The sequence below is a fragment of the Candidatus Poriferisodalis sp. genome (genome assembly GCF_965262965.1).
In the GTDB taxonomy this organism is placed as follows: Bacteria; Actinomycetota; Acidimicrobiia; order Acidimicrobiales; family Poriferisodalaceae; genus Poriferisodalis.
Genome location: NZ_OZ253573.1, coordinates 2,305,961 through 2,327,018 on the forward strand (window position 1 = coordinate 2,305,961; position 21,058 = coordinate 2,327,018).

The 21,058-nt window shown below is 61.1% G+C and carries 15 protein-coding genes and 1 pseudogene; 3 read left to right on the plus strand and 13 right to left on the minus strand.

Translation table 11 applies throughout. From position 1 onward, the window contains the following. Positions 1-24: 24 nt before the first annotated feature. The 10 genes and pseudogenes from ACQY5K_RS11000 to ACQY5K_RS11045 all read right to left on the minus strand — a co-directional run. Positions 25-159 (minus strand): annotated as a pseudogene (locus ACQY5K_RS11000) (topoisomerase DNA-binding C4 zinc finger domain-containing protein); the annotation flags it as partial. Positions 160-293: 134 nt separating this feature from the next. Next, positions 294-2,441 (minus strand): S8 family peptidase, encoded by a 2,148-nt coding sequence (locus tag ACQY5K_RS11005; protein WP_428115064.1) that lies wholly within the window; start codon positions 2,439-2,441, stop codon positions 294-296. Between the two features lie 183 nt (positions 2,442-2,624). Then, positions 2,625-3,599, minus strand: coding sequence for an AAA family ATPase (locus tag ACQY5K_RS11010; RefSeq protein WP_428115067.1), 975 nt, complete (start codon positions 3,597-3,599; stop codon positions 2,625-2,627). Between the two features lie 122 nt (positions 3,600-3,721). Next, positions 3,722-7,168, minus strand: a complete 3,447-nt coding sequence (locus ACQY5K_RS11015; protein ID WP_428115069.1) for a DEAD/DEAH box helicase family protein — start codon at positions 7,166-7,168, stop codon at positions 3,722-3,724. After that, a complete protein-coding gene (locus tag ACQY5K_RS11020; protein ID WP_428115072.1) occupies positions 7,165-8,286 on the minus strand; it encodes a restriction endonuclease subunit S in 1,122 nt (373 codons plus the stop codon). The genes ACQY5K_RS11015 and ACQY5K_RS11020 overlap by 4 nt, the downstream gene beginning before the upstream one ends. Then, positions 8,283-9,842, minus strand: coding sequence for a type I restriction-modification system subunit M (locus ACQY5K_RS11025; RefSeq protein WP_428115074.1), 1,560 nt, complete (start codon positions 9,840-9,842; stop codon positions 8,283-8,285). The genes ACQY5K_RS11020 and ACQY5K_RS11025 overlap by 4 nt, the downstream gene beginning before the upstream one ends. A gap of 121 nt (positions 9,843-9,963) precedes the next feature. After that, entirely contained in the window at positions 9,964-11,058 is a 1,095-nt protein-coding gene (locus ACQY5K_RS11030; RefSeq protein WP_428115076.1) for a DNA cytosine methyltransferase, read from the minus strand. 18 nt (positions 11,059-11,076) lie between these two features. Beyond that, on the minus strand, positions 11,077-12,021 hold the full coding sequence (locus ACQY5K_RS11035; RefSeq protein WP_428115078.1) for an O-methyltransferase: 945 nt from the start codon (positions 12,019-12,021) through the stop codon (positions 11,077-11,079). Continuing rightward, positions 12,021-13,379: an ATP-binding protein gene (locus ACQY5K_RS11040; RefSeq protein WP_428115080.1), complete on the minus strand. Its 1,359-nt coding sequence runs from the start codon at positions 13,377-13,379 to the stop codon at positions 12,021-12,023. The genes ACQY5K_RS11035 and ACQY5K_RS11040 overlap by 1 nt, the downstream gene beginning before the upstream one ends. Before the next feature lie 434 nt (positions 13,380-13,813). After that, positions 13,814-14,125 (minus strand): DUF4268 domain-containing protein, encoded by a 312-nt coding sequence (locus tag ACQY5K_RS11045; protein WP_428115083.1) that lies wholly within the window; start codon positions 14,123-14,125, stop codon positions 13,814-13,816. Between the two features lie 19 nt (positions 14,126-14,144). Between ACQY5K_RS11045 and ACQY5K_RS11050 the strand changes: the two genes are divergently transcribed. Together ACQY5K_RS11050 and ACQY5K_RS11055 are read left to right on the plus strand one after the other, a co-directional pair. Beyond that, positions 14,145-15,095: a hypothetical protein gene (locus tag ACQY5K_RS11050; protein ID WP_428115086.1), complete on the plus strand. Its 951-nt coding sequence runs from the start codon at positions 14,145-14,147 to the stop codon at positions 15,093-15,095. A gap of 327 nt (positions 15,096-15,422) precedes the next feature. Continuing rightward, on the plus strand, positions 15,423-16,520 hold the full coding sequence (locus tag ACQY5K_RS11055) for a DUF2806 domain-containing protein (protein ID WP_428115088.1): 1,098 nt from the start codon (positions 15,423-15,425) through the stop codon (positions 16,518-16,520). 219 nt (positions 16,521-16,739) lie between these two features. On the opposite strand, the gene ACQY5K_RS11060 is transcribed toward ACQY5K_RS11055, so the two are convergent. Then, a complete protein-coding gene (locus tag ACQY5K_RS11060) occupies positions 16,740-17,165 on the minus strand; it encodes a hypothetical protein (RefSeq protein ID WP_428115090.1) in 426 nt (141 codons plus the stop codon). Next, positions 17,162-17,833 (minus strand): hypothetical protein, encoded by a 672-nt coding sequence (locus ACQY5K_RS11065; RefSeq protein ID WP_428115092.1) that lies wholly within the window; start codon positions 17,831-17,833, stop codon positions 17,162-17,164. Before ACQY5K_RS11065 ends, ACQY5K_RS11060 begins: the two co-directional genes overlap by 4 nt. 103 nt (positions 17,834-17,936) lie before the next feature. Here ACQY5K_RS11065 and ACQY5K_RS11070 point away from each other — a divergent pair, with 103 nt between their 5' ends. Then, positions 17,937-19,475, plus strand: coding sequence for an RNA-binding domain-containing protein (locus ACQY5K_RS11070; RefSeq protein WP_428115095.1), 1,539 nt, complete (start codon positions 17,937-17,939; stop codon positions 19,473-19,475). Here the strand turns inward: ACQY5K_RS11070 and ACQY5K_RS11075 are convergent, their stop codons facing one another. Then, positions 19,476-20,492 carry a hypothetical protein gene (locus ACQY5K_RS11075; RefSeq protein WP_428115097.1) on the minus strand — a complete coding sequence of 339 codons (1,017 nt, stop codon included), beginning with the start codon at positions 20,490-20,492 and terminating at the stop codon, positions 19,476-19,478. Positions 20,493-21,058 lie beyond the last annotated feature (566 nt).

Below are 21,058 nucleotides of genomic sequence, written 5' to 3' on the forward strand. Positions count from 1 at the left end.
ACCGCTGACGGCCGCTTCCGGACCTCCAATTGGGACGACACCGCGGCACTTCGGGAAGGTCGGACATCCCCAGAACTGGTTCCCCTGATTCGCTCCTTTTCGAGCGGTGCGCAGGACCATTCCGGCACCGCAACGCGGGCAGTCAGGCGGCGTCTCAGCCGGACCTGGCGACGGTTCGTTCAACGTGTGCTCCACGAACGGCGGATCTTAGCGACGCCGGGCGCTTGACCTCGTGACTCATGAAATCTCGAGCTTCGCTTTAGGCGACAGCGGCAGACGGCCAACATCGAAGCTCAGACAACGGCGCGTAGGCGTGCCCGAACTCGTTCAAGGATGTTGATCTGTTGGCGCCCACGGTCCTCAAGTTCCACCGCAAGTGCGTAGCGCTGCCGGCCGTAGCCCGGCTCCGCTCGCTCAGCCCAAGCTTCGCTGATGTGGGTAACGACCAGGTAGTACGTCTCCCCATCGTCGGGATCGAGAGACGTGGCTGCTGAGGCGTGCCAGCGTCGTACCTGAAGCGTCGAGTAAAGGACTGCCTCTGAGGATGGCTTGAGGCGCTGTACTCGTCGCCGGTCGCTGGGCAGGCTCAACTTGTCTCCATCGAGCGGTTGCCTCTTCACGATTGCGCTCAGCTCGTCCAGGTCGAACGCCCGATACAGATCGACCCGCATCCGGCTTGCCAGGTACTCACGGCGAAAGCGACGCGTCGGCGGGTCGTAGGCAAGAGCAATAGCAATTGTCCGGTCTGACTTGCCGCTGGCGAACTCCTCCGGAACGGGTATCGGATGGATGACGCTGGTGTTCGTCTCGATGTCTCCATCGAATGTCATCACGACCCTGTTTTGGAGCGATTCGACTGCCCGTTGCTCTTCCGGAAGGCCATAACCCACCAGCCTCAGATGCTTCGCGAACTCTGCGGCCTTGGCGTTGCCCTTCGTCCTATGCGGATCTGGCACCCGTGCCGAGAGCCCGACCAGCGCCCTGGTCAGATTCGCCGAGGCCTCCGGGTACTCGTCGCGAACGATGGCAGCGATTCTGGCGACACGCGGTGCCGCAAACGATGTACCGCTCGAAGCTCGGAACAGATCGGGAAACCCGAGCGACACCGTTGCCACTCCAACATTCGTGTCGGAAAGCGTCCGTTGCGAAAGCCTGGCCTGGCTCACGAGATTGCCGCCGTAATGCACAAGGTCCGGCTTGACTGAGCCCTTCGGGCGGAATCCTGGCCCAGAGCGTGAGAACGGTGACACCTGGTCGACCTCGGCGACGGCTCGAAGTTGCGGATGTGAATCACCGTCGGGATGAGCGCCTTGACCGGAACGGGCGACGCTCCCCACAGTGAGACAGTTGGCCGCGATTGCGGGCTCCGCCACCCGGCTCTCGTCGTCGAGAAGGTGACCCGGATGGCCGGCATGCAGTTCTTCGACGTCTGGAAGGAGTGCTTCCCCGACGTTCCCTGACGCGGCGACGATGACGACGTCGAGTTCCCGCACGAGCTGGTCCAGCATCTCGGTTCGGTGGTCGACGTGAGGCCCTGCGTACCGCGACCGGTCGGAGAGCGAAATGTTCACTACCCGTGCGCCCCGTCGGACGATTTCGCGAATCGCGGATTCAAGGATCCGGTGCTCGGGTGTGGCTGTCGGGTAGGTCGCCTTGCCAAGTTCCGCAGAGTTCTCAACTACGCGGGCAGCGACTACCCGAATGGGCGACGGCAACGACGCTCCGTCCCGCAATGCACTCTCGAAGTCTCCGTACGCCGCGAGGCCCGCGACCATGGTCCCGTGCTGCGTGGGCGGCGCCCAGGCGCGTTCAGCCGGAACTTCGAAGCTGTCGACGAGTCCTTGCAGGAGCGGGTGACCGGCCTGTACTCCGTCGTCGATCACGCCAACAACGCCGGATCGCGATGGTGGCTGCTCAACTGCGTCCAGAGCTGATGCGCCTATCCAGTCGGTAGGAGACATGTAGGGGCTCGGTGGAACGCGGACGCGCTCAACAACGGGGAGCACGAGCAAGCCACTCAGCGTCTCTTCATCTACCGACCCACGTACCAGCAGGAATGCGGGCTGCTCGTCTGACGCGAGTTCTTGTTCACCTAGCAAGGCTCGGACGGACGCGAGGCGCTCCCGTGCATCCGGACCAGATGAAGCCGGCCACAGATGGATGTCGACGAGCAGGGGAAACGTCAGCGTCTGATCGGACTCGAGACCGGGTCCTCGACGGTCCTCGGGACCGTACGGCTCGATGTCCTTGATCAGCCCGAAGAACGACCGGCCCACCTCACTGCGCCGGTACGCCTCGAGCGCATCGCGGAAACTCGTCGCATTGTCATCGTGGGGCAACACGAAGTAATCCCAGCCCGAGGATTCAGCGAGGTGCTGGAGGCCCTTGTTCCGCAGCGCGTCATCCGTCAGTCGCGAACCGGCACTGATCTTGAAGACCAATCTTGGATCAATCCCCCCTATCCGCACCGGTACTTGGGGAGGACCGAGTGCCGCTTCGAGCCGTGCTCGGAGCTTGCTGCCATGCGATCGGTGCTCTGGCCGCGGGCCGCCGACTGGCGTAGGCAGCGAACGGCGTGATCCGACCTCGTGCGGCCGTGGCAACGGAAGATGCTTCGGCACGAATTACCAACGACGCCGTTTCGTCGCAGTGACGGCCTCCGTGAGATCGTCGACCGACACTGCCGTTCGGTTGTCTCTCACTGCGATCCGTATCGCCGTCCACACAGTTGCCTCGGCGGCTGCATGGGGCAGACCGCGCAGCTCAGTTCCCATCTCGTCGATGGGCAGCGGTTCCGCCTTGACGTGCTTGAGGCCCCGCCGCAGGAGCGATCGGATCTCCCTGACCGTCGGCAGCGGAAACTCGACCACCTCGTCGAAGCGCCGCCACAGCCCTCGGTCAAGTGTCTCTTCGTGGTTTGTCGCAGCAATCAGCATGCCGGGACCCGCGTACGAGTCGAGCAGCTGGAGGAACGAATTCACCACTCGCTTGATCTCGCCATGCTCGCTGGGGTCGCTCCGCTCGCGACCGAGCGCATCGAACTCGTCGAACAGCACGACCCACTGTGCGGAGCTTGCGTACTCGAAGATCCGTCTGAGGTTGCTCGCCGTTTGCCCGAGGTACGACGACACGATCGCGTCAAGTCGAACCACGACTAGGGGAACGCCGAGCTCAGCTGCGAGCGCCTCAGCTGCCGAGGTTTTCCCGCAGCCAGGCGGTCCAAAGAAGATGACCCGGTTTCGACGGGGTACACCGAGCTCCTCGAGCCGGTTCCAATCAGGGACTTCCTTGGCAAGATCGGTCAGCACCGTCCGCACTGCGGGGCGAAGGACGAGGTTGCCGAGGTAGCGCTCTGGGCGCTGGACGGTCGCCAGATCCCAACCTTGATCTGGGTCGGTCGGGGGAGGCACGAGCCGCACATCGCCCTGGCCGATGTCGATGGACTCACCGCTGGCAAGGATCTTGCGCAAGTCGCGAGCGAGCGCAACGTGATGGCGCGCCTCTTCCTCCTCGATGATCGTGTTCGCCGCCCGGCGAAACGCCAGCTCGTCAGCGTTGCGGAACGCGCGGAACAGCTCCTTGAGATCACGCCCAGCCATGCACCCCTCCGGGTCCGCGTCGCAGCTTCGAGCCTAGAGCCGAGGCTGACGGCGGTCATTGACGGTCTAGCTCAGGCGGCACGCGGTTCCAAGCGAGAAACAAGAATCACGACGTCAGCCGGTCAAACGGCGGCGGTGTCGTGGAAGTGCTTGACGATCTCGAAGAACTCGTCGCCGTCGTCGGATACGAAGATGGCGTCGGGTCCCTCGGGCGCCACGCTGATGAAGGGCGACTCGTAGACACGGCGCTCCTCGACGGTGCCGTGCTCGGTGAGGTAGTCGATCACCAACTCGACGAAGCGGATCTGGTTGACGCTGTAGCGCTTGTCGTCGAGGAACTTGGCGAAAGCACGCTTCGCGGCGGCCCGGTCGAGCCCTACCAGCGAGCGGATGAACAGCCCGAAGCTGCCGGCACGCTTTGACGCCTCGGCGAAGGTGTCCGTGTCGCCGATGCCGGCCCCAACAAGCACCCGCTGCAAAGCGTCCATGTCGACCAGTGTCAGCGGCTCACCGCTGCGGACCTTGGCCACGACGCCCTCGGCCAGGTTCTCCTTCAGGAAGTGCGCCGCCTTCTTACGGAACTGGGCATAATCGTCGCCAGCATCGCCGCCGTCGGTACCACCAGCGCCGCCGCCGCCACCGGTGCCGGGAAGCTCCACCTCGGTGGCTTGGCCGAGCTCGTCGGTGAAGTCGCTGTAGAGCACGTTCTTGGCGGTGTGCTGGATTAGGTGAACGAGGTCACGCAGCCGCTTGCGGGCATCCTCCAGCATCGGATAGGTGACATCGGCCCACCATTCGTCGGTCTGGATATCCAAGATCAGCTCCAGCCGCGCAGCCACCGCTGGGATGGCGGTGCCGAGGTCCTCCAGCGCTGACGCGATGCCGAGGATGCGGAGGCGCTGCCGTTCGAATGGCACAAGGGTGAGCAAGCCCAGCTGGGCGTTCAGCATCACCACGTCGAAGCGTTTGGCTTCCTCGCTGTCGGCGTCGAGCTGGTCGGGCAGCTTGGCCACCCGATCCGCCAGCGCCGCAAGGTCCCCAAGCGAGACCGTCTCCCACGCATCGAGGCGGCTGAACCGCTCTACCAGCTCCAGGTGTGGCCGCACCAGGAAGTTGTCGGGGTTCATCGACTCCACGGTCCGATGCAGCGTGGCCGCGACCTCAGCCCGCTCATCGCCGAGCGCCGCTATGCCGTCGAGCGCCTGCAACAGCTCCAGCCGAGCGCAGAACAGAATCTCGCTCAGCGACTTCCCGCTCGAAGCCTCCGCATTCTCCAGCGGGTGGCTGAAGTACTCGAGGTTCCCGCAGAAGTCGAACACCTTGAAGTGCGTCTTGTGCCTGCCGGGGCCGAACAGGTTCGGGCACAGACGGGTGCCGCGGCCCAGCATCTGCCAGAACTTGGTCTTCGAGCGCACCGGCTTGAAGTACACGAGGTTGACCACTTCGGGCACGTCGATGCCGGTGTCCAGCATGTCCACGCTGATCGCGATGTGCGGCGTCTTGGACCGGTTGGAGAAGTCGTCGATGAGGCTCTGGCTGTACTTGGTCTGGTGGGTGATGACCCGAGCGAAGTTCCCAGCGTCCAGCGCCGGGTAGTTGGCGTCGAAGCGTTCCTTGATGAACTTGGCATGGCGCTGGTTCTTGGCGAAGACGATCGTTTTGCCCAGCCGGTCGCCGCCGGCCACCTTGACGCCATCGGTCATCAGATATTCGAGTACCTGGTCGACGGTGTCCTTGTTGAACAGCCACTTGTTGAGCTCCGCCGCATCGACCTCGGTGGGCGGTTCCAGCGGGCTGCCGTCGTCGTCCTCACCCCAGTCCAGCTCGTCCCACTGGTCCTTCTCGTCCTCGCCCAAGTCCGCATAGCGGATGCCTTCACGCACGAACTTGAGCTGCACTGACACACCCAGCGGCGGCACCAGGAAGCCGTCGTCGATGGCTTCGTCCAGCGAGTAGGCGTCGGTGGGCACCCCCGTCTCCAGATCGAACAGGTCGTAGGTGTTCTTGTCGACCTCATCCTTGGGGGTGGCAGTCAGGCCCACCAGCAGCGAGTCGAAGTACTCGAAGATGCCCCGGTACTTGCGGTACACCGACCGGTGCGCCTCGTCGATCACCACCAGGTCGAAGTGCCCCACCCCGAACCGGCGGGTCCCGTCGGCCCGGTACTCGTCGATCTTGCCGACCATCGTCTGATAGGTGGACACGTACACCCGGCCGTCCACGTTGCCCTCGGTCACCAGGTTCACCGGCGCCGCATCGGGCAGGTGCGCCTTGAACGCGTTCACCGTCTGGTTCACCAGCGCCGTGCGGTCGGCCAGGAACAGCACCCGCTTCACCCATCCGGCGCGCATCAACAAATCCGTCAACGCGATCAGCGTTCGGGTCTTGCCTGCGCCGGTGGCCATCACCAGCAGCGACTTGTGTTGGTTGTCACGCTCGAAGTGCTCTGCGATGGCGCGGATGGCCCGCTGCTGGTAGGGGCGGTCCACGATCTGCTCGCTGATGGCCAGCGACGCCAGCGAGGTGCGGGCGGTGCGCCGCCCGATGAGCAACGCCAGTTCGTCGCGGGTGGCGAATCCTTGCACTCGCCGGGCCGGGTACTGGGTGTCGTCCCACAGCCAGTGCTCGTAACCGTTGCTGCAATAGATGACCGGCCGCTGCCCCGTCTCGGCCTCCAAGCAGTCGGCGTACAGCCTCGCCTGCTGCTGGCCCACCTGAGGATCGACCAGCGCCCGCTTGGCCTCCACCACCGCCAACGGCAGCCCATCGGCACCCCACAGCACATAGTCGACGTAGCCCACGCCCGAGTCCGTCGGCATGCCGTGGACCTCGTACTCGATGTCGTGGCCCTCGGTGAGACCAGTCCAACCCGCCTCAGCCAGCAAGGCGTCGACCTTGAACCTGCGTGTCTCAGCCTCGGACCAGTCGAACGCCTCGGGCGGAACCGTCTCGGCAGCTTTCTTCTTCGCCGCGGCGACCTCCGCCCGCAGCTTCGCCAGTTCGGCGTTCAGCTCGTCGGCGGTCTGGGTCGATTCGGCCAACCGCATCTGTGCAGCGCCGAGCTCCGCTGACTCGTTCGCGAGCCGCTCCTCAAGCTGCTGGCGCTCACGCAGCGACGCCTGCCCAGTCGTGCCAGCGGCAAGCAGCCGATGCGGATTGAAGCGCAGCGACGATTCCGGCTTCGAGGTACGACCGTAGGTGAACGCCAGCCAGAAGCAGAATCGAAACAGCGCCGAGACGATCTCGACCGCCTCCAACTTCGACGGCGCCTTCGACTCATGCACCGCGCGGTTCCCGGCCCGCTGAATCTTGCGCGCCACCTCGAAGACCCGGCCACCCTCCAATGCTTTGAACGCCGGCTCATTCAGCAGCGCGTTGAGCGAGTCGTCATACGGCTGAGGCAGCGACCGGTCATGCTGATACACCCACTTGACGCCGGATTCCAAGCACTTCCTCGCATAAATGACGGCAGCACCCGGGTCCGAGAGCGAGTAACCCTCGGCCCGCGACGCAGACTCGTACTCGGGACTGAACTCAGCCTCGAGGAACGAGAACTGCGACTCGCTCACAGCTCGCCCCGAAACGCCCGCTGCTGCAGCGACAAGTAGAGTTCATCGATCTTGGCCAGACTCACGTTCAAGGCAGTCCGTTGTTCACTCAATGCTGAATAGATTCGCGCATACTCAAGTACAGCACTCGTGCTGGCCATCGGCACTGGAACACCGTGTAAATCGGACTTGCCTATGTTGATAAATGTGCTTCCAACGCCGCTCGACTGGAAACGCACATAGTGCGCATCCAAGACGCGAAAGAGAAATGCTCGATGCGAAGGTTCCGCTCTAATCGCAGCTAGACCGCGACCGAGACAATAGTCCGCGTCGGCCCAGTTGAGCCTGCCAGCCGTAGCGCCTCGAACGCAAAACAAGATGTCTCCTTCTCGTGACATGCGCGTAGGAGACGTCGTCCACTGCACTGGAACCGGGTGTTTATCGCCAAATTCGGACGGGCCGTTCAGCAACGGAACTCCGATCCCACTCTCGTTATAGGTATCGCCTGGTGGAGATTGGCCCATCACGATCTCTGCCAGATCGGCAAGCGGTACCGTCTTGGCACTTGGTTGACGAGAATCGCCGAACAGGTCGACAAAGACGGCCTGAATCAGGGTCTCAAGCTTGGCCAACGCCTCACTGCGCTTCGCCCAGAGCGCCTCAGCCGCATCCAATACCGCCGCAATCCGCCGCTGCTCGTCAATAGGCGGCAATGGAATTTCGATCTCGGCAACGTATGCCGGCCTCGCCCGCAGCAAGGAACCGCCCACCCCCGCGACGGTCCGCATGAATTCCTGGTGGAACCGGTCGGACGTCAGCACATGGCGCAAGTATTTCGGTTCGAAGTGCTCGCTCCGGAAGACAATCCACTCGCTCGAGCCAACTGCACGGCATTCAGACTTCGGCTCGACAACCCATGAACGCCGGATGTGCGGCACGATCTTGGACAGCAGAACGTCGTGCCGTTCGAGCACCTGTTTGCTGGAACCAACCTGACTACCGCAGACGATCTCCGGTGCTCCGGCATCGAATGCCGGGATGCTGAAGAGCTCAAACTTCTCGTTCGGGTGCTTGCGCGGATCGATGGAACGCCCCTTAGCCAGCATGAGTTCGCCAAGCGGGACGCCGACAGTGCTCATCCCAGAGCTGCCTTCAGGTCCTCGATGCCCTCCAGAATCTCTCGCTCGAGAGTGGCAAGTTCATCGAGGATTTCAGCCGGCGGCACGTACTCGGCCTCGTCGTAGACGATCTCCATGTACCGATTGATGCTGAGGTCGTAGTCGCTAGCCGCGATGTCGGCCTTCGGCACACAGAACGACTGCTCAGTCGGTGCTCGTTCCAACTCGGCGCCATCTTTCTGTAGCCAGCGAGCGAGCGCATCGGGGAGGTTGTTCTTCTCGTGTTCGTCCACCGTCAGTGCCTCTTCGACGACTGCACCGAGCTTGGCTTCGTCCAGCAGCCGGTCACGTTTGTCATCGAGGCTGTACCCGTCGGCTTGGAGGTCGTAGAACCAGACGAGGTCGGTGCCGCCAGAGTTGGTCTTGGTGAACAGCAGGATCGCGGTCGAGACTCCCGAGTACGGCTTGAACACACCGGCGGGCAGCGACACAATCCCGTCGAGCTTCTGGTCCTCGACCAAGATCCGACGAAGCTCCTTGTGCGCCTTGGTCGAGCCGAACAGCACGCCGTCGGGAACGATGACCGCTGCCCGGCCGCCCGGTCTGAGCAACCGCAAGAACAGCGCCACGAACAACAGCTCTGTCTTCTTGGTCCTGACCACCTGTAGAAGACCCTTGGCCGTGCCCGCGTAGTCGAGCGATCCCGCGAACGGCGGATTGGCGAGGATCAAGCTGTAGACCTCGGCATCCCCGGCGAAGTCCTCGGCCAGCGAGTCCCGGTAGCTGATGTTCGGGTTCTGCACTCCGTGGAGCTGCATGTTCATCGACCCGATGCGAAGCATTGTGTTGTCGAAGTCGTAGCCGGAGAACATCCCATTGTGAAAGTGCTTCGCCGCGGCGGGTCGTGTGAGTGCGCTGGGGTGCTCGCGGCGGATGAACTCCCCTGCGCCGACGAGGAACCCGCAGGTGCCGCTGGCGGGGTCACAGATCACGTCGTCGGGCTGAGGCGCCATCATCTCGACCATCAGCTCGATGATGTGGCGCGGCGTGCGGAACTGCCCGTTCTGACCCGCCGTGGCGATCTTCGACAGCATGTACTCGTAGACATCACCCTTGGTGTCCCGGTCCGCCATCGTGACGGCGTCGAGGCCGTCCACCGCCTTGGCCAGCAACGCCGCGGTCGGGATTGTGAGGCGGGCGTCGCGCATGTGCTTCGCATGAGTGCTGTGGGACGCCCGCTGTTGCAGAAACGCGAACACGTAGTTGCTGACGACGTCGAGCATCTCGGCGGGGGCGAGGTGCTTGAACCACGACCAGCGCAGGTCGCCGTAGGGCCGTCCCGCCGCTCGCCCCTCGGGCCGGAACTCCTGCCCGTCGGGGAAGATGTCGTCCTCGGCGGGGATCGGCTCGCCCGTGCGGTTCGCCTTGTTCTCCGCCAGGGTCTGCTGCTCGTCGAGCGCCTTGATGAACAGCAGGTAGGTGAGCTGCTCCATCACCTCCAGCGGGTTCGAGATGCCCCCCGACCAGAAGTCGTTCCACACCGCATCGATCTGCCGCTTCAGCTCACCCGTGATCATCGTCCCCCATTTCACCCGGCCTACCGACACCAGGCACATTTCGCGGACACGATCCCCCCGAGGCCCGGCCAGAGCGTCCGTTTACGACCCGTACGTCGCAATCTAATGCCATCACCCGGCATCATTCCGTTCTTGATCGGAACACGGACAAAAGCGCTGCCCCGAATAGCGGCGAAATGCTATTGCCGATCATCCGATGACTATGCCATTTCGTTTCCGAGAATTGGAACCAATCAGGGAATCCTTGAATCCGAGCCGCTTCCCTGACCGTTATAACACGGGGCTCTGCAGGATGAATCGGCCGCGCCGCCTGATATGAGCCTCGATCACGTCCGGTCCCGGCGCGTAGCACCGGAGCTGGACGGTCCCACTGCAGCCGTACATACCGACTGATTGGGTCAATCGCACCGGGTACAGTATGCGCAAAACGCCGCTGAACCTCTGCGGAGTGCCTCGTGCCTGAATTGCCCGTGACTCTACCGGTCAAGCAGTACTCCCTCGACAGAGCGCTACCTAACTCAGCAGCTGGGCAGGCTCGCATCTGTTTGGCGTAGAGCGATATAGACTCGATTTCGCGATACGGCAAAGCCACATTTTCATACACACTCTGAGGTCGAGGGACATCTGCAATCGCATCCTGCACTGTCACAAGAGTCGTCAGACTAGGCGGTTCAAACTGTGCCTCCGTGACACGATCCACTCGACTCGGATCGTACCCAACGATGACGAACCGCTTCCGTCTCGTGGCTGCTCCGAATTTGCCAGCATCTAGCAACATCGGCTTCAACACGCTGTAACTGCTGGGCACCTGGCCTAAGGCTTCTTCTAGCAAACCGGAATAAGCATCGCTACCTAGTGCTGGCACATTCTCCATCACAAAAAAATTCGGACGGATCTTGGCGATGTGTTGGAAAAAACGGACTACCAACCTGTTGCGCTCATCCGTGATATCACGGCGACCGATTAGACTTATACCTTGGCACGGTGGGCCACCAACGACGCCGACTATGTGTCTGTTGGCTACACGGTTTAGATTGACCTGTATTTCGTCTGTGTCCAAGTCCGCCAAGCAAAGCTTCGAATTGGGAAAATTGTTCTCAAACTTTGAGGTGACATCCGGGTCATTGTCAATTCCCGCTAGTACTTCAAAGCCAGCCAACCATGCACCCAAGCTGAAGCCGCCGGCACCACAATAGAGGTCCACAACCGAAGACATGATCTAGATCACCGCATTTCAGCGTACTTCTGCATATATTGGATACCGCAAATAATGTTTCTCAAAGGCTGCGATTTGCTCAATATCCAACTCAAAGCCTAATGCCTGAACGTCCGCCGACGTAATTGGGTTATTTGTGGGCAATAGCCTGCTCAACGTTTGAACTTCCCGTATAGTCAAAGGCTGGGTCGCAATAATACCCGTTTCAAGGCCGGGCCAGTCCTCAGCTGCAACTTCAGCTCGGAACAAAGCTGCGTCTACTTTTCGAGGAAGAAGGCCTCCAACCGTGACCATGTTGGCCGTGTCCCGGTAGGGTAACCGGATACATGGCACAAATGATCCTTCACGGCCATTGCTTAGAGCATGATGGCTTAACGCATTCAACAGTGAGTCGGCCAGCGTATTCATGAAGCCATGTCCCTTGAAAGCGCTATCATCCATACGGCTATCTATAAGTTCTTCGCCGAACAACTCTGTCATAGCTAGACGTCGGTGATCGACACTGTCTGCATATGATCCTTGTTGTGCATTAACTGTGACGAGCAACGCAGATTGTTCTGGAAGCTCGACAACGAGATGCAGCAATTCGCTAAGTATGGCTCTGTCGAGGGAGCTGTCGTAGTCCAACCAGACTACACAAGCTCGCGCGCGCATTGTCTTTCGTGCCAACACTCGCGGTAATACCGTGCCACTATGACCCTTGATGATTTCAATCGACCGAAAAGGGCGATTGAAATCAGCGCGTGCAAAAACCTTTGAGTCGGATTCGATCGATATCATCTGTTCGATGCCTAGTATTCGGTGCGCCATCTGAAAGTCCTGGAACCAAACAGACCCAAATCCGATGTAGGCTAATTGTTCGCCCAGGAAGGCACGCGAACGCCGTAGTGACTCAAACGCAATTGATCGTTCTACTGCTTTGTTTTGACGCAAGCTGAAGTTGAGTGTCTTGGTGGAGGACATCAATCATCTTCATCCACGAGTTGCTCGTAGGCGTATTCAAAGGAGCGAAGACCAACTTGTTTGTAGGCCATTGTTGCTCTCCCAAATGCACGAGCCAAAGGTTGCAGTTTTGTTAGCGGCACGGTGTAGAGTATGTTAGCTTCGTGGCGAGCTACAGGCTTTCGGCTTGCCGGCAGTTTTACGCCCTTTCTCGTAGGCACCTCGGCAATCGCCACTGCCCGTGTGCTCTCTTCCTTTGCTCTCGCGTCTTCGAGGAATGCTTTGCGAGAGTTGGTGTAGTCGATCCAGGCTCGTGTGGGCTGCTGCATCCGGGTGATCGCTCGTCTATAGATGGGTGAAGCTGTATCGACGCCGCTTTTGGTTGTGGTCATCGGAAGCAGTTCAGGTCGTCGGGAGGAAAAGAGGGCGACTCCGACGAATCCTTCATATTGGGGATGCCAAGATGGAAATGGGTGCCGACCCCACACGGTTGTAGAGGTTCGGTCGGCCGTTACGACGACTCGTCCGTTACACAAGATGTACCAACCGGAACGCCTGTCAGCTTCGCGTGATGTGTCAGAAGCATCGTCCTCAGGTAGTCCTACCATGCCAGCAAATATCTCAACGGAGACTTCCTCGTCCTGATATAGCTCGCGCATTGGTTCAAAGCCAGCACCGCTCCGAAGGCGTAGCCCCCAAGGTTTAACCGCGTCGCCGTTTAGTACGATGCGGAATCCTTGCATCAGTGCCAAGAGATAGTCTTGTGCGATTGTTGAACGAAGCCGGTTTAGGAATGCGGGATCAGAGAACGCGACGCGCGTCGCGTCGGTCAAACTGGATACAAGGATTTCTACCCCGGGTTCTGGCAGGGCCGCATCGGTATCGATGTCAAAATCCCATATCTTGGATTCTTGAGCCATCCAAGCGTCCACATCAATCGGTACAGAAAAAGGTGGATCATCGGAGTGTGTACTTCGCACGCGGATCTGCGTACCTAGCTTGAAGATGGCTCGCTTCATCCCGATACCGTAGACGCCGACCGCAAAATCACCAGTCGCTTGTTCTTCGTCACGTCCGAAGGTAAAAGCGTATGCCGCCGCGTCGTCAAGTGAGATGCCGCCACAGTTATCGAGGATTCGGAACTGCTTGCCACTGACGTCAATATTCAATTGCACTTCGTACTTGTCAAGGGTGTTGCCGGTCTTGAATGTGGTGGGCATTCCGTTCGCTGTTCGCCAAGCTGCGTCGACCGCATTGTCGATAAGATCAAGAATACATGCGTCAAGGGAAATGTCCCGCGTGAGCATGCGAACGAAGAATGCCTTAGTTGGGTAAGCGTTGGCTTTGCCCAACGCTTCGGAGTGTGCCTCTGGTGCCATGCTTGAGCCTTCGCGGTCTTGTGGGATGGTGTGGCTGAGGATCCCTGTGTAGGTGTCGAAGCCCTGCCGGAATCGGTAATAGCTGCATCTGCATTCCAAGAGGGCCTCAATAGGGTGCGATGTTATGTCGGTGCGGCTGTGGTTTCCGCAGGCCCGTGTGCTTGGAGTGCTCGCTGACGCCCTCGTGAGCTGGAGGTGCGAGTGTGCCCGACGTTACGGCCCGTTTGGCGTGCCCGCCCGTTGCCGATGCCCGGCTGGGCCACCCCCGCCGTGTGCTGGACTGGTTGCGCGCCACTAGATCTACAACAGACGGAGGTCGTTGACGGTCCGCGCGCCGTCAGCGTGCGATCTGACACCCGTGATGTGCGTCCAAACCCACTGCTCACCGACCTCACCGCTCCCACGGTCTGCCGGACATCGGTATGACACGACTCTCATGACAGGTTCCGGATGGGTTCGGCGAAGACTCGCCGCAGCTCGCCGAGCGTTTCGATGGCCCAGTGGCGATACGCCGGCCAGCTCTCCCGATCAGCCGGGTCAACAGGGTCGAGGTACGCGGCGACTCGTGAAGCCCGTGCGTTCTCGATCGGCTCCCATCGCAGCGCCAGATCGCACGTCGCCTCGATCGCGGCACGTTGAGCCTCCAGCTCCGGGAACACCGATTCCCCGTCGTCGATGTACACCTCGGCTCGGAGGCTGTAGTTCGTAGCCCCAGTGGGATAGGAGAAGCTGAGGAGGTGGACCACGGGCGGACTCTTGCCGCGGGTGCTGGCGGTGCTCGTGATAGCTGCGGTGACGATCGGTGCCGGCTTGCTCGCGTTGAACCTGTTGCAGAGCGCGCTCGACAATCTCGCCGGCAGCCCGTCTACCGCACCCGGCGGTTCCGCTCCCCCTGCAGCGGCCAGCGAGCCAGAAGCCCTCGTGGCGGAGCCTGAGACGTCGACAACCAACGTCGCTGCCGACGAAACATCACAGCCGAGCATCACAGCGCCGGTTGCCGTGGCCGCAGCGAGCACCGCACCGCCCGAGAACGCCAGTGGGGCTGCGAGCTGTCCCTACGCGCTGCCCGACGGCAGCGACGCGTGCGGGCTGCTGGAATCGTTGGGCGGCTCGGACTCGGTGCCATGTGATTCGCTGCCGCTGAACGCCCGACCGCTGCGCTTCTCGGGCGATGCCAACCCCGCCGGCTACGAGCCGGCCCATGACGCCCCGGATTTGGTCTGCACATGGATCGACGGCGGCACATTCGTGGCTGGCAAGACGATTCCCGCGGGCGACCTGCGAGCGGTGAATGCGACCGTCTGGGGGAACGGCGCCTGCCGCTTCGAGGTGTACGACGAAGCCAGCACGGTCGTGGTCTCCCGCGCCGACTATGAGCGCGCCGGCTGGGTCTCCTATGCACCGCTCCGGCTGACTCCCGGCGCCACGATCACCACCAGCGGCTGCGGCTGGGTACCGACAGAACATGCGGGCCTCGGACCCGGAGCCGACGGCATCATCGGGGCTGCCCAGCACTCGGGTCGCCGCTATCCCCTCCTCGTCGGCGTGGATGTCCCGCCTGGCAACGTCCGCATCGAGCGCGAATTCTGGGCCTGGCCTGATGCTGAGCCCGACGAGAACGGCTCCTGGGCGGACTCGTTGCCTCGTCGCGAGGACGAACGAAGATCGCCTGGCCCGTACCGCGCCGAAGCGGGAGTCATCTGGCCGAAGTGCTGAGTTCCGATAGCTCGACGGCATCCCACCAGAACAACGCAGATCCTTGCTCTCCGCCGCCGTGAAAATGCCGCCAATATGGTCAGGTGGCCATCACCATCGCGAATGTCAAGTCTGACAGTCCCACTCGTGGGCAATCGGTTAAGTCACAAGAATCAGCGAGCTTCCGTCTCAACAGCGGGACCTCGCGTCACCAGATTCCAGTTTTGAATATCGATAGCCCTATAGTGCGCAGAACGTTACCTCATCGCTGCTTCGTTGGTCATACCTCCACTGTTCGGGTAGCGTTCCTTTCCAGCGCGAAACCCACGGATACTCGGAGGTCGTCGTATGGCTGACAGCGGTTCGAACAATTCCATTGTGACAACGGTGCTAGCAATCGAAAAGCTCCTAGACTACTTGGCAGTCGGTATCGGCGCTGTCGCGGGACCTCTGCTCGCGCCATGGACGGCGCGCCAGCATGCCAAGGTTGCCATTATCAAGGCTAAGTCGAAAGTCGAGATTCGGAGTATCTATGACACTGCGGAAGCACACCGTGACGAGGCTTCGAGAGGCGAAATGCTAGAGGCACGCCGAAGTTGGGAGTCGTCGAAAATTGACAGTGCCGATGAGACATTCGATCCGGATCTCATCTCCGAAGCCTGGAGGTTTCAACAGGAGAAGAGACTACGAAATATTCAGACCGTTGCAGAGGCCGCAGCAGCTAGTCTAGGAAATGACGAAGTAAACGCCCACGAACCTGATAGTGACTGGACGGCACGCTTCTTTAGCGAAGTCCAAGATGTTTCTTCTGCCGGCTTACAGCAGCTTTGGGCCCGAATCTTGGCCGGTGAGGTAAGGCAACCTGGAAGCACTTCGTTGCGTACGCTTGAGTTGTTGCGAAACATGGACCGGAATGTCGCGATAGTATTTCAGCGACTTTGCTCTGTGACGTGCTCGCTTTTCCTCGAGGCTGAGATGTTTGATGCATCAGCAAATTCTCTCAACGTAGTCTATGACCACACATATGACCCGCCTAACGGAAGAAGACTCGTTGATCAGCGCGTAGTTATCTTTAGTGGACATCCTGGCAAGAATTCGCTCGCAAAATATGGCCTCGGATACGGCGTTCTAAACGTCCTCAACGAATATGGACTTATCACCTCAGACTTCGAATCTTGGCACGGCTACGAATTCTGCGTATTTGAACGAAGCGAAATCGATAACCCGCAGGCAAGACTGGTGCATGGTGGAAAAGATTGGTTTCTTGTTTCCTCGGATGAGCTGCCAACAGATTACAAACTCGATCTTGCGGGAGTTAACCTCACCACCTCGGGGCGGGAACTGTCGCGAGTGATTGAGATCATGCCGAATCAGCAATATCTCGCCGATCTGGTCGACTATTTTGCGTTGCAACGCCTGCAAATGGTTGAGATCCTGAAATTGTGAGCGCTCGAGAGAAGCCGCGGTCCACGTTCGCTGAATTTCGCGGTGGGTTTGGGTTGCTGGCCGATCGGGGTGAGGTTGGTGAGTTGCGCCTTCGCGGATTTGTGGGATTTGGCGGCTGAGGAGCCTTCCACCATCATCCGTGGCAAGCGTCTGTGATCGCCAACTCGTCGTACGAGCATCTGCGCGAAGCCCCACGGGAGCGAGTTCCACCGATACTGCTCACGGTGACGTGGCAGCGGGCACGATGCGTAGTTCCACTCCCAACATGTCGCACAGGTCTCCCCAGTTCCTGCCGACGTTGCCCGCGATGACATGAACGGCGGACTCGTGATAGATCGCGGCTGCCAAGAAGTCTGCTGAGAGCTTGTTGATGCCGGGCTGCCGGCGATTTAGCAGATCTGCCGTCAAGTGTGTATATGGCCGCGGATCGAGGACGCGGAGCACCTCAGCAGGAGGCGCCGATGCATACTCGATCATCTGTGGGGTGGCCAGATTGCTGAGTCTGCCGGGGGGCCGCGAGCCGCGAAGGGCGATCAGCAACCTGAGGTAGAAGAACCACGGTACGGCTGGTGTCTCGCCCGTCCAGTAGGTGTCGTCTGCGCCCGCGAGCGCACGCATCGCGAGCCCGTCGTCGACAAGGATCACGAGTCGGCTGAGATGTGCTGGCCTGTGAGGTCTGCTTGTGGCCGGAGGTACATGAGCGCCGGCCCGACGATCTGCTCCCCGGCTGGCACCTGCATGTGCACGATGTAGTCGCTCCGTAGATCGAACCGCACTGCGCCCAGATCGAGGAACCGTTCCATTCTCGCAACAGCTGATGGCAACCGGTCGGCTTTGCCGGGCTCGCCCGAAATCGGAATGCCCACCGCGTAGATGTGCCGATCCGGGAGATCCGCCGACAGGGGCGGCTGGTCGCCGAAGACCTCTCTGCTGATCTCCTCGTAGCGATCAGCAAGCTTCCCGAACGCCCGCTGCACCTCTGTTTCGCTCATCTCTGGCGCGGACACCTCGGCAGGTTCATCCCCAGCATCGGATTCGGCGATTGATGGGGCATCCTCGCCACCCGGCCCTTCGACCGCATCCAAACAAAGATCCGGGTCGTCCACGAAAAGGTCCTTGCTGATCTCCCCGTAGTGATCGGCAAGCTCGACGAACCTCTCCTGAACGGACTGCTCGTCGCCCTGTCCGACGACCATGAGCACGGCGTCGAGAAGCGCAGAAATCAGTTCGTCGGGAGTGCTGTTCAGAGCTGCGGCCCGCTCGTGCAAGAAGAGTGCCTGCTCGGAACTGAGCGCCACTTTGACCCTCTCCATGCCCGCAGCGTAACGATGCACTCTTGATGCTGCCGACCACTGGCGAAGATCGCGACGGGCATACGCGCAAGGTCATCCCGCGTGCTGATGGCAGATCATGGTGGTGGCAGAGAAGTTCCAGACGGGTTTTGATCAGCCGAAGCTGGCCGCGATGTACGTCGACAAGACGCTGACGGGGCTGGCTGCAGTGCAGACCCTGTCGCGGCTCAACCGAATCCATCCCGACAAGTCGGGGACTTTCGTCGTGGACTTCGTGAACAAGGCCGACGAGATCGGCGAGGCGTTCGCGGTGTACCACGGCAAGACCGTCGCGCCGCCGACCGATCCGAACCTGCTGTTCGACACTCGGCACGACCTCGACGGCTTCGGCGTTCTCGACACTGGCGAAATGCAGCGGACCGCTTCGTTGCTGCTGAGCGAGAACGCTCACGCCCAGATCCACGCGGCCCTCCAGCCGGCGGTTGAGCGCTTCGGGGGGCTGTCCGACGAGGATCAGGAGGCCTTTCGGGACGCGCTCGGGCGGTTCGTGCGCGTGTACGGGTTTCTGTCGCTTGTCGTGCCGTTCCGCAACCCCGAACTCGAGCGGGACTATCTGTACTGCCGGGCATTGGCGGCGATGATCCGAGACTCGAACGCCGGCGACAGCATCAACCTGGGCTCGGAGGTGGAGCTCACCCACCTCCGCCACGAACTGGCCTTCGACGGCTCGATCGCGCTGCCCGGCGGCGAGGCCGAGGTGACCACCATCTACTCGGGCACCGGGCCGCTGGTCGACCCCGACGAAGAACGCCTGTCAGAGATCATCGCCCGCATCAACAAGCGTCTCGGCACCGACTGGTCCGACGAGGATCGCTTGGTGTTCGAGGCGGCCGCCGGCGACCTGATCGCAGATGTTGACGTTCAGAACCAGGCGGTCATCAACGACGAGGCCACGTTCCGTGACCACGTGTTCCCGGAGCGATACCAGAAGGCCCTGCTGTCTCGCATGGACCGAAACAGCGGCCTGATCTACGACTATCTCGACAACGAGGAACTGCAAGCAGCCGTCAGGGACATCTACGCCGTCGAAGTGCACCGGCGCGCCACGGTGGCCCGCCAGCGAACCTGCCCCATCGGCGACCTGCTCGGCACCGACCGAGAGTCGCAGTACCTGGAGTACAAGTCCACCCTGCGCTGGGACATCCGTGAGAAGCGCAAGGGCGGACACCCCGAAGACGCCGTCACCAAGACGGTCGCCGGGTTTGCCAACTCTCCGCTCGGCGGAACGCTGCTGGTGGGCGTTGCCGACGACGGCTCGGTCCACGGGCTTGAGGACGACTTCGCCACGTTCTCCAAGCGAGGCGAGCGGGGTGACCGCGACCTATGGGGCCAGCACCTGGAAAACATGATCCGCAGCCGGCTCGGCGACTCTGTGTTGCCGCTGGTGGCAACCGAATTCCACACCATCGACGGCAACCACCTCGCCCGGATCAGCATCGACCCGTCAGGTTTCCCGGTCTACGAACGCCGCGGCGACAACCAGGTCCTCTGGCTCCGCACGCCGACTTCGATGGTGACAGTCCGCGACCCGGATGAACGCGATCGCATCATCGCCCGCCGCTGGCCCGCCAGCACCGATAGGCAAGCTGCGGCCGCACCCTGACTAGACCAGACGGCTGAGGACGGGATCAAGGTCTCGGTCAGCTGATCGCAGCTTCTGGTGAAACGCTTGTGTCTTGCGGCCCTTGGCTACCCGGCCTGCCACAGCAGCTACAAGGACGCGCCGGACGTCGTAATTCCCGACCTCCAACGCGAATTCTTCGGCACGATGCTGGCGGAATGCAAATGAGCTTCCCCAAGCAAGCGCAGCTGCAGCCCGAAGTGGCGTCCTCTGGGCTTCGAATCGATCAGCTTCGGCAATGATTGACTCCACACAGTTGCCATTCGGTTCGCCCACCTTGAGGCGAGCGGCGACGCGGCACGCGTGAAGTTGCGCCGCCAGACCCTTGTCGCCTCGATCAGTGGTTGCTTGCTCAACCATCCAGTCCTGATCGATCTGCTTGCGATTCACCTTGTCATCGCACATCTGGGTGAGGTACCTAGCGGTTTGCCTCGGCAGGGTTTGGAAGATTTGTGGGCGTTCGCAAATCAGGGAAAGTGCTTGCGGATTGTTGCGGTAGCGAAGGCCTCCGAGACAGAAGGAGACAGCCGTCCAATTCGGCCTGCCGCTCTCCAACTCCTCTTCGATGCCCTCAACTAGATGACGGCCATCGCCAGCCGGGTTGGGGTCATGCTGCAGGTCGGAAACCTTCGGATCCTGTACGGCCGACCACGCGCTCCCGTCATGAACCGAGTGCTCTTCGTACTTGTCCGTGTTGGGCGCAAGTCCGACCAAATCGAGCGCTTCGCAGAATGTCTTATTGGCCGTTCTTGGGCTCAAGCCCTCCGGAACGAAGATGAAGATGTCATCCGAGTAGCGCAAGTGCGCGATGCCAGCATCCTTGAGTTTCGAATCGACGACGCCGAGCACGAGGCCTGCGACGACCGCGGACGCCTCGGGACCGATGGGAAGTCCCGGCGGCGCGCCAACTGACTGCAACCCATCCAACAGCTCGAGAACTGGCCGGCTTTGCTTGGAATCGACTCCTTGATAGATCAGAGCCCGTTCGATGACTTCCATCGACATACTCGGGTAGCACCGGCGTACGTCACACTTCAACAGCGTGCCGAAACGGCCGGACCCGATGAGTGCCGACGCTCTAGCTCGGAGGTTGTTCCAAGCATCGTTACTTGTTTCAATCTGCCAACCGGGAGGGCCCATGACAAGCCGCGCGCCGTAGGCGCCCTCATGGGCGCGATGCGTAGTCCGATCGAGGAGATGGCCGACAAGCACCCTCAAACGCAGCTCGTCGAGGGGATGCAAGTGCGCGAGCCGCCGAAGATCGTCCTTTCCGGGCTTCGGCAGAGGGAAGCCAATGACCGCCCCGGGGACTCGCCCCTCTGACTGACGCCGTTGAAGAGCCTCGTACGTCGCGCTGGGCTGCTCCGCAAAGTCACTCCATTGGAGGACATCTGGGAGGTCGCGCAGTCTCACGTTCTTCAGCCCTGCCTGCACATTGGCTTGGACACGGGCGCGCGTTTGTTCGGTTTGATATGAAAGGTTGTGGCGTGACATTCGATTCCTCGTTCGCCCCAATTCTAAATCACATAGCTGTGATTAATTTCGGCCCATGTGATCGACAAGCA

Excerpts from the sequence above, each read along its gene's own strand:
- ACQY5K_RS11010 (WP_428115067.1), bottom strand. The coding sequence starts at position 3,599 with ATGGCTGGGCGTGATCTCAAGGAGCTGTTCCGCGCGTTCCGCAACGCT.
- ACQY5K_RS11020 (WP_428115072.1), bottom strand. The coding sequence starts at position 8,286 with ATGAGCACTGTCGGCGTCCCGCTTGGCGAACTCATGCTGGCTAAGGGG.
- ACQY5K_RS11025 (WP_428115074.1), bottom strand. The coding sequence starts at position 9,842 with ATGATCACGGGTGAGCTGAAGCGGCAGATCGATGCGGTGTGGAACGAC.
- ACQY5K_RS11030 (WP_428115076.1), bottom strand. The coding sequence starts at position 11,058 with ATGTCTTCGGTTGTGGACCTCTATTGTGGTGCCGGCGGCTTCAGCTTG.
- ACQY5K_RS11035 (WP_428115078.1), bottom strand. The coding sequence starts at position 12,021 with ATGTCCTCCACCAAGACACTCAACTTCAGCTTGCGTCAAAACAAAGCA.
- ACQY5K_RS11040 (WP_428115080.1), bottom strand. The coding sequence starts at position 13,379 with ATGGCACCAGAGGCACACTCCGAAGCGTTGGGCAAAGCCAACGCTTAC.
- ACQY5K_RS11055 (WP_428115088.1), top strand. The coding sequence starts at position 15,423 with ATGGCTGACAGCGGTTCGAACAATTCCATTGTGACAACGGTGCTAGCA.
- ACQY5K_RS11065 (WP_428115092.1), bottom strand. The coding sequence starts at position 17,833 with ATGGAGAGGGTCAAAGTGGCGCTCAGTTCCGAGCAGGCACTCTTCTTG.
- ACQY5K_RS11075 (WP_428115097.1), bottom strand. The coding sequence starts at position 20,492 with ATGGAAGTCATCGAACGGGCTCTGATCTATCAAGGAGTCGATTCCAAG.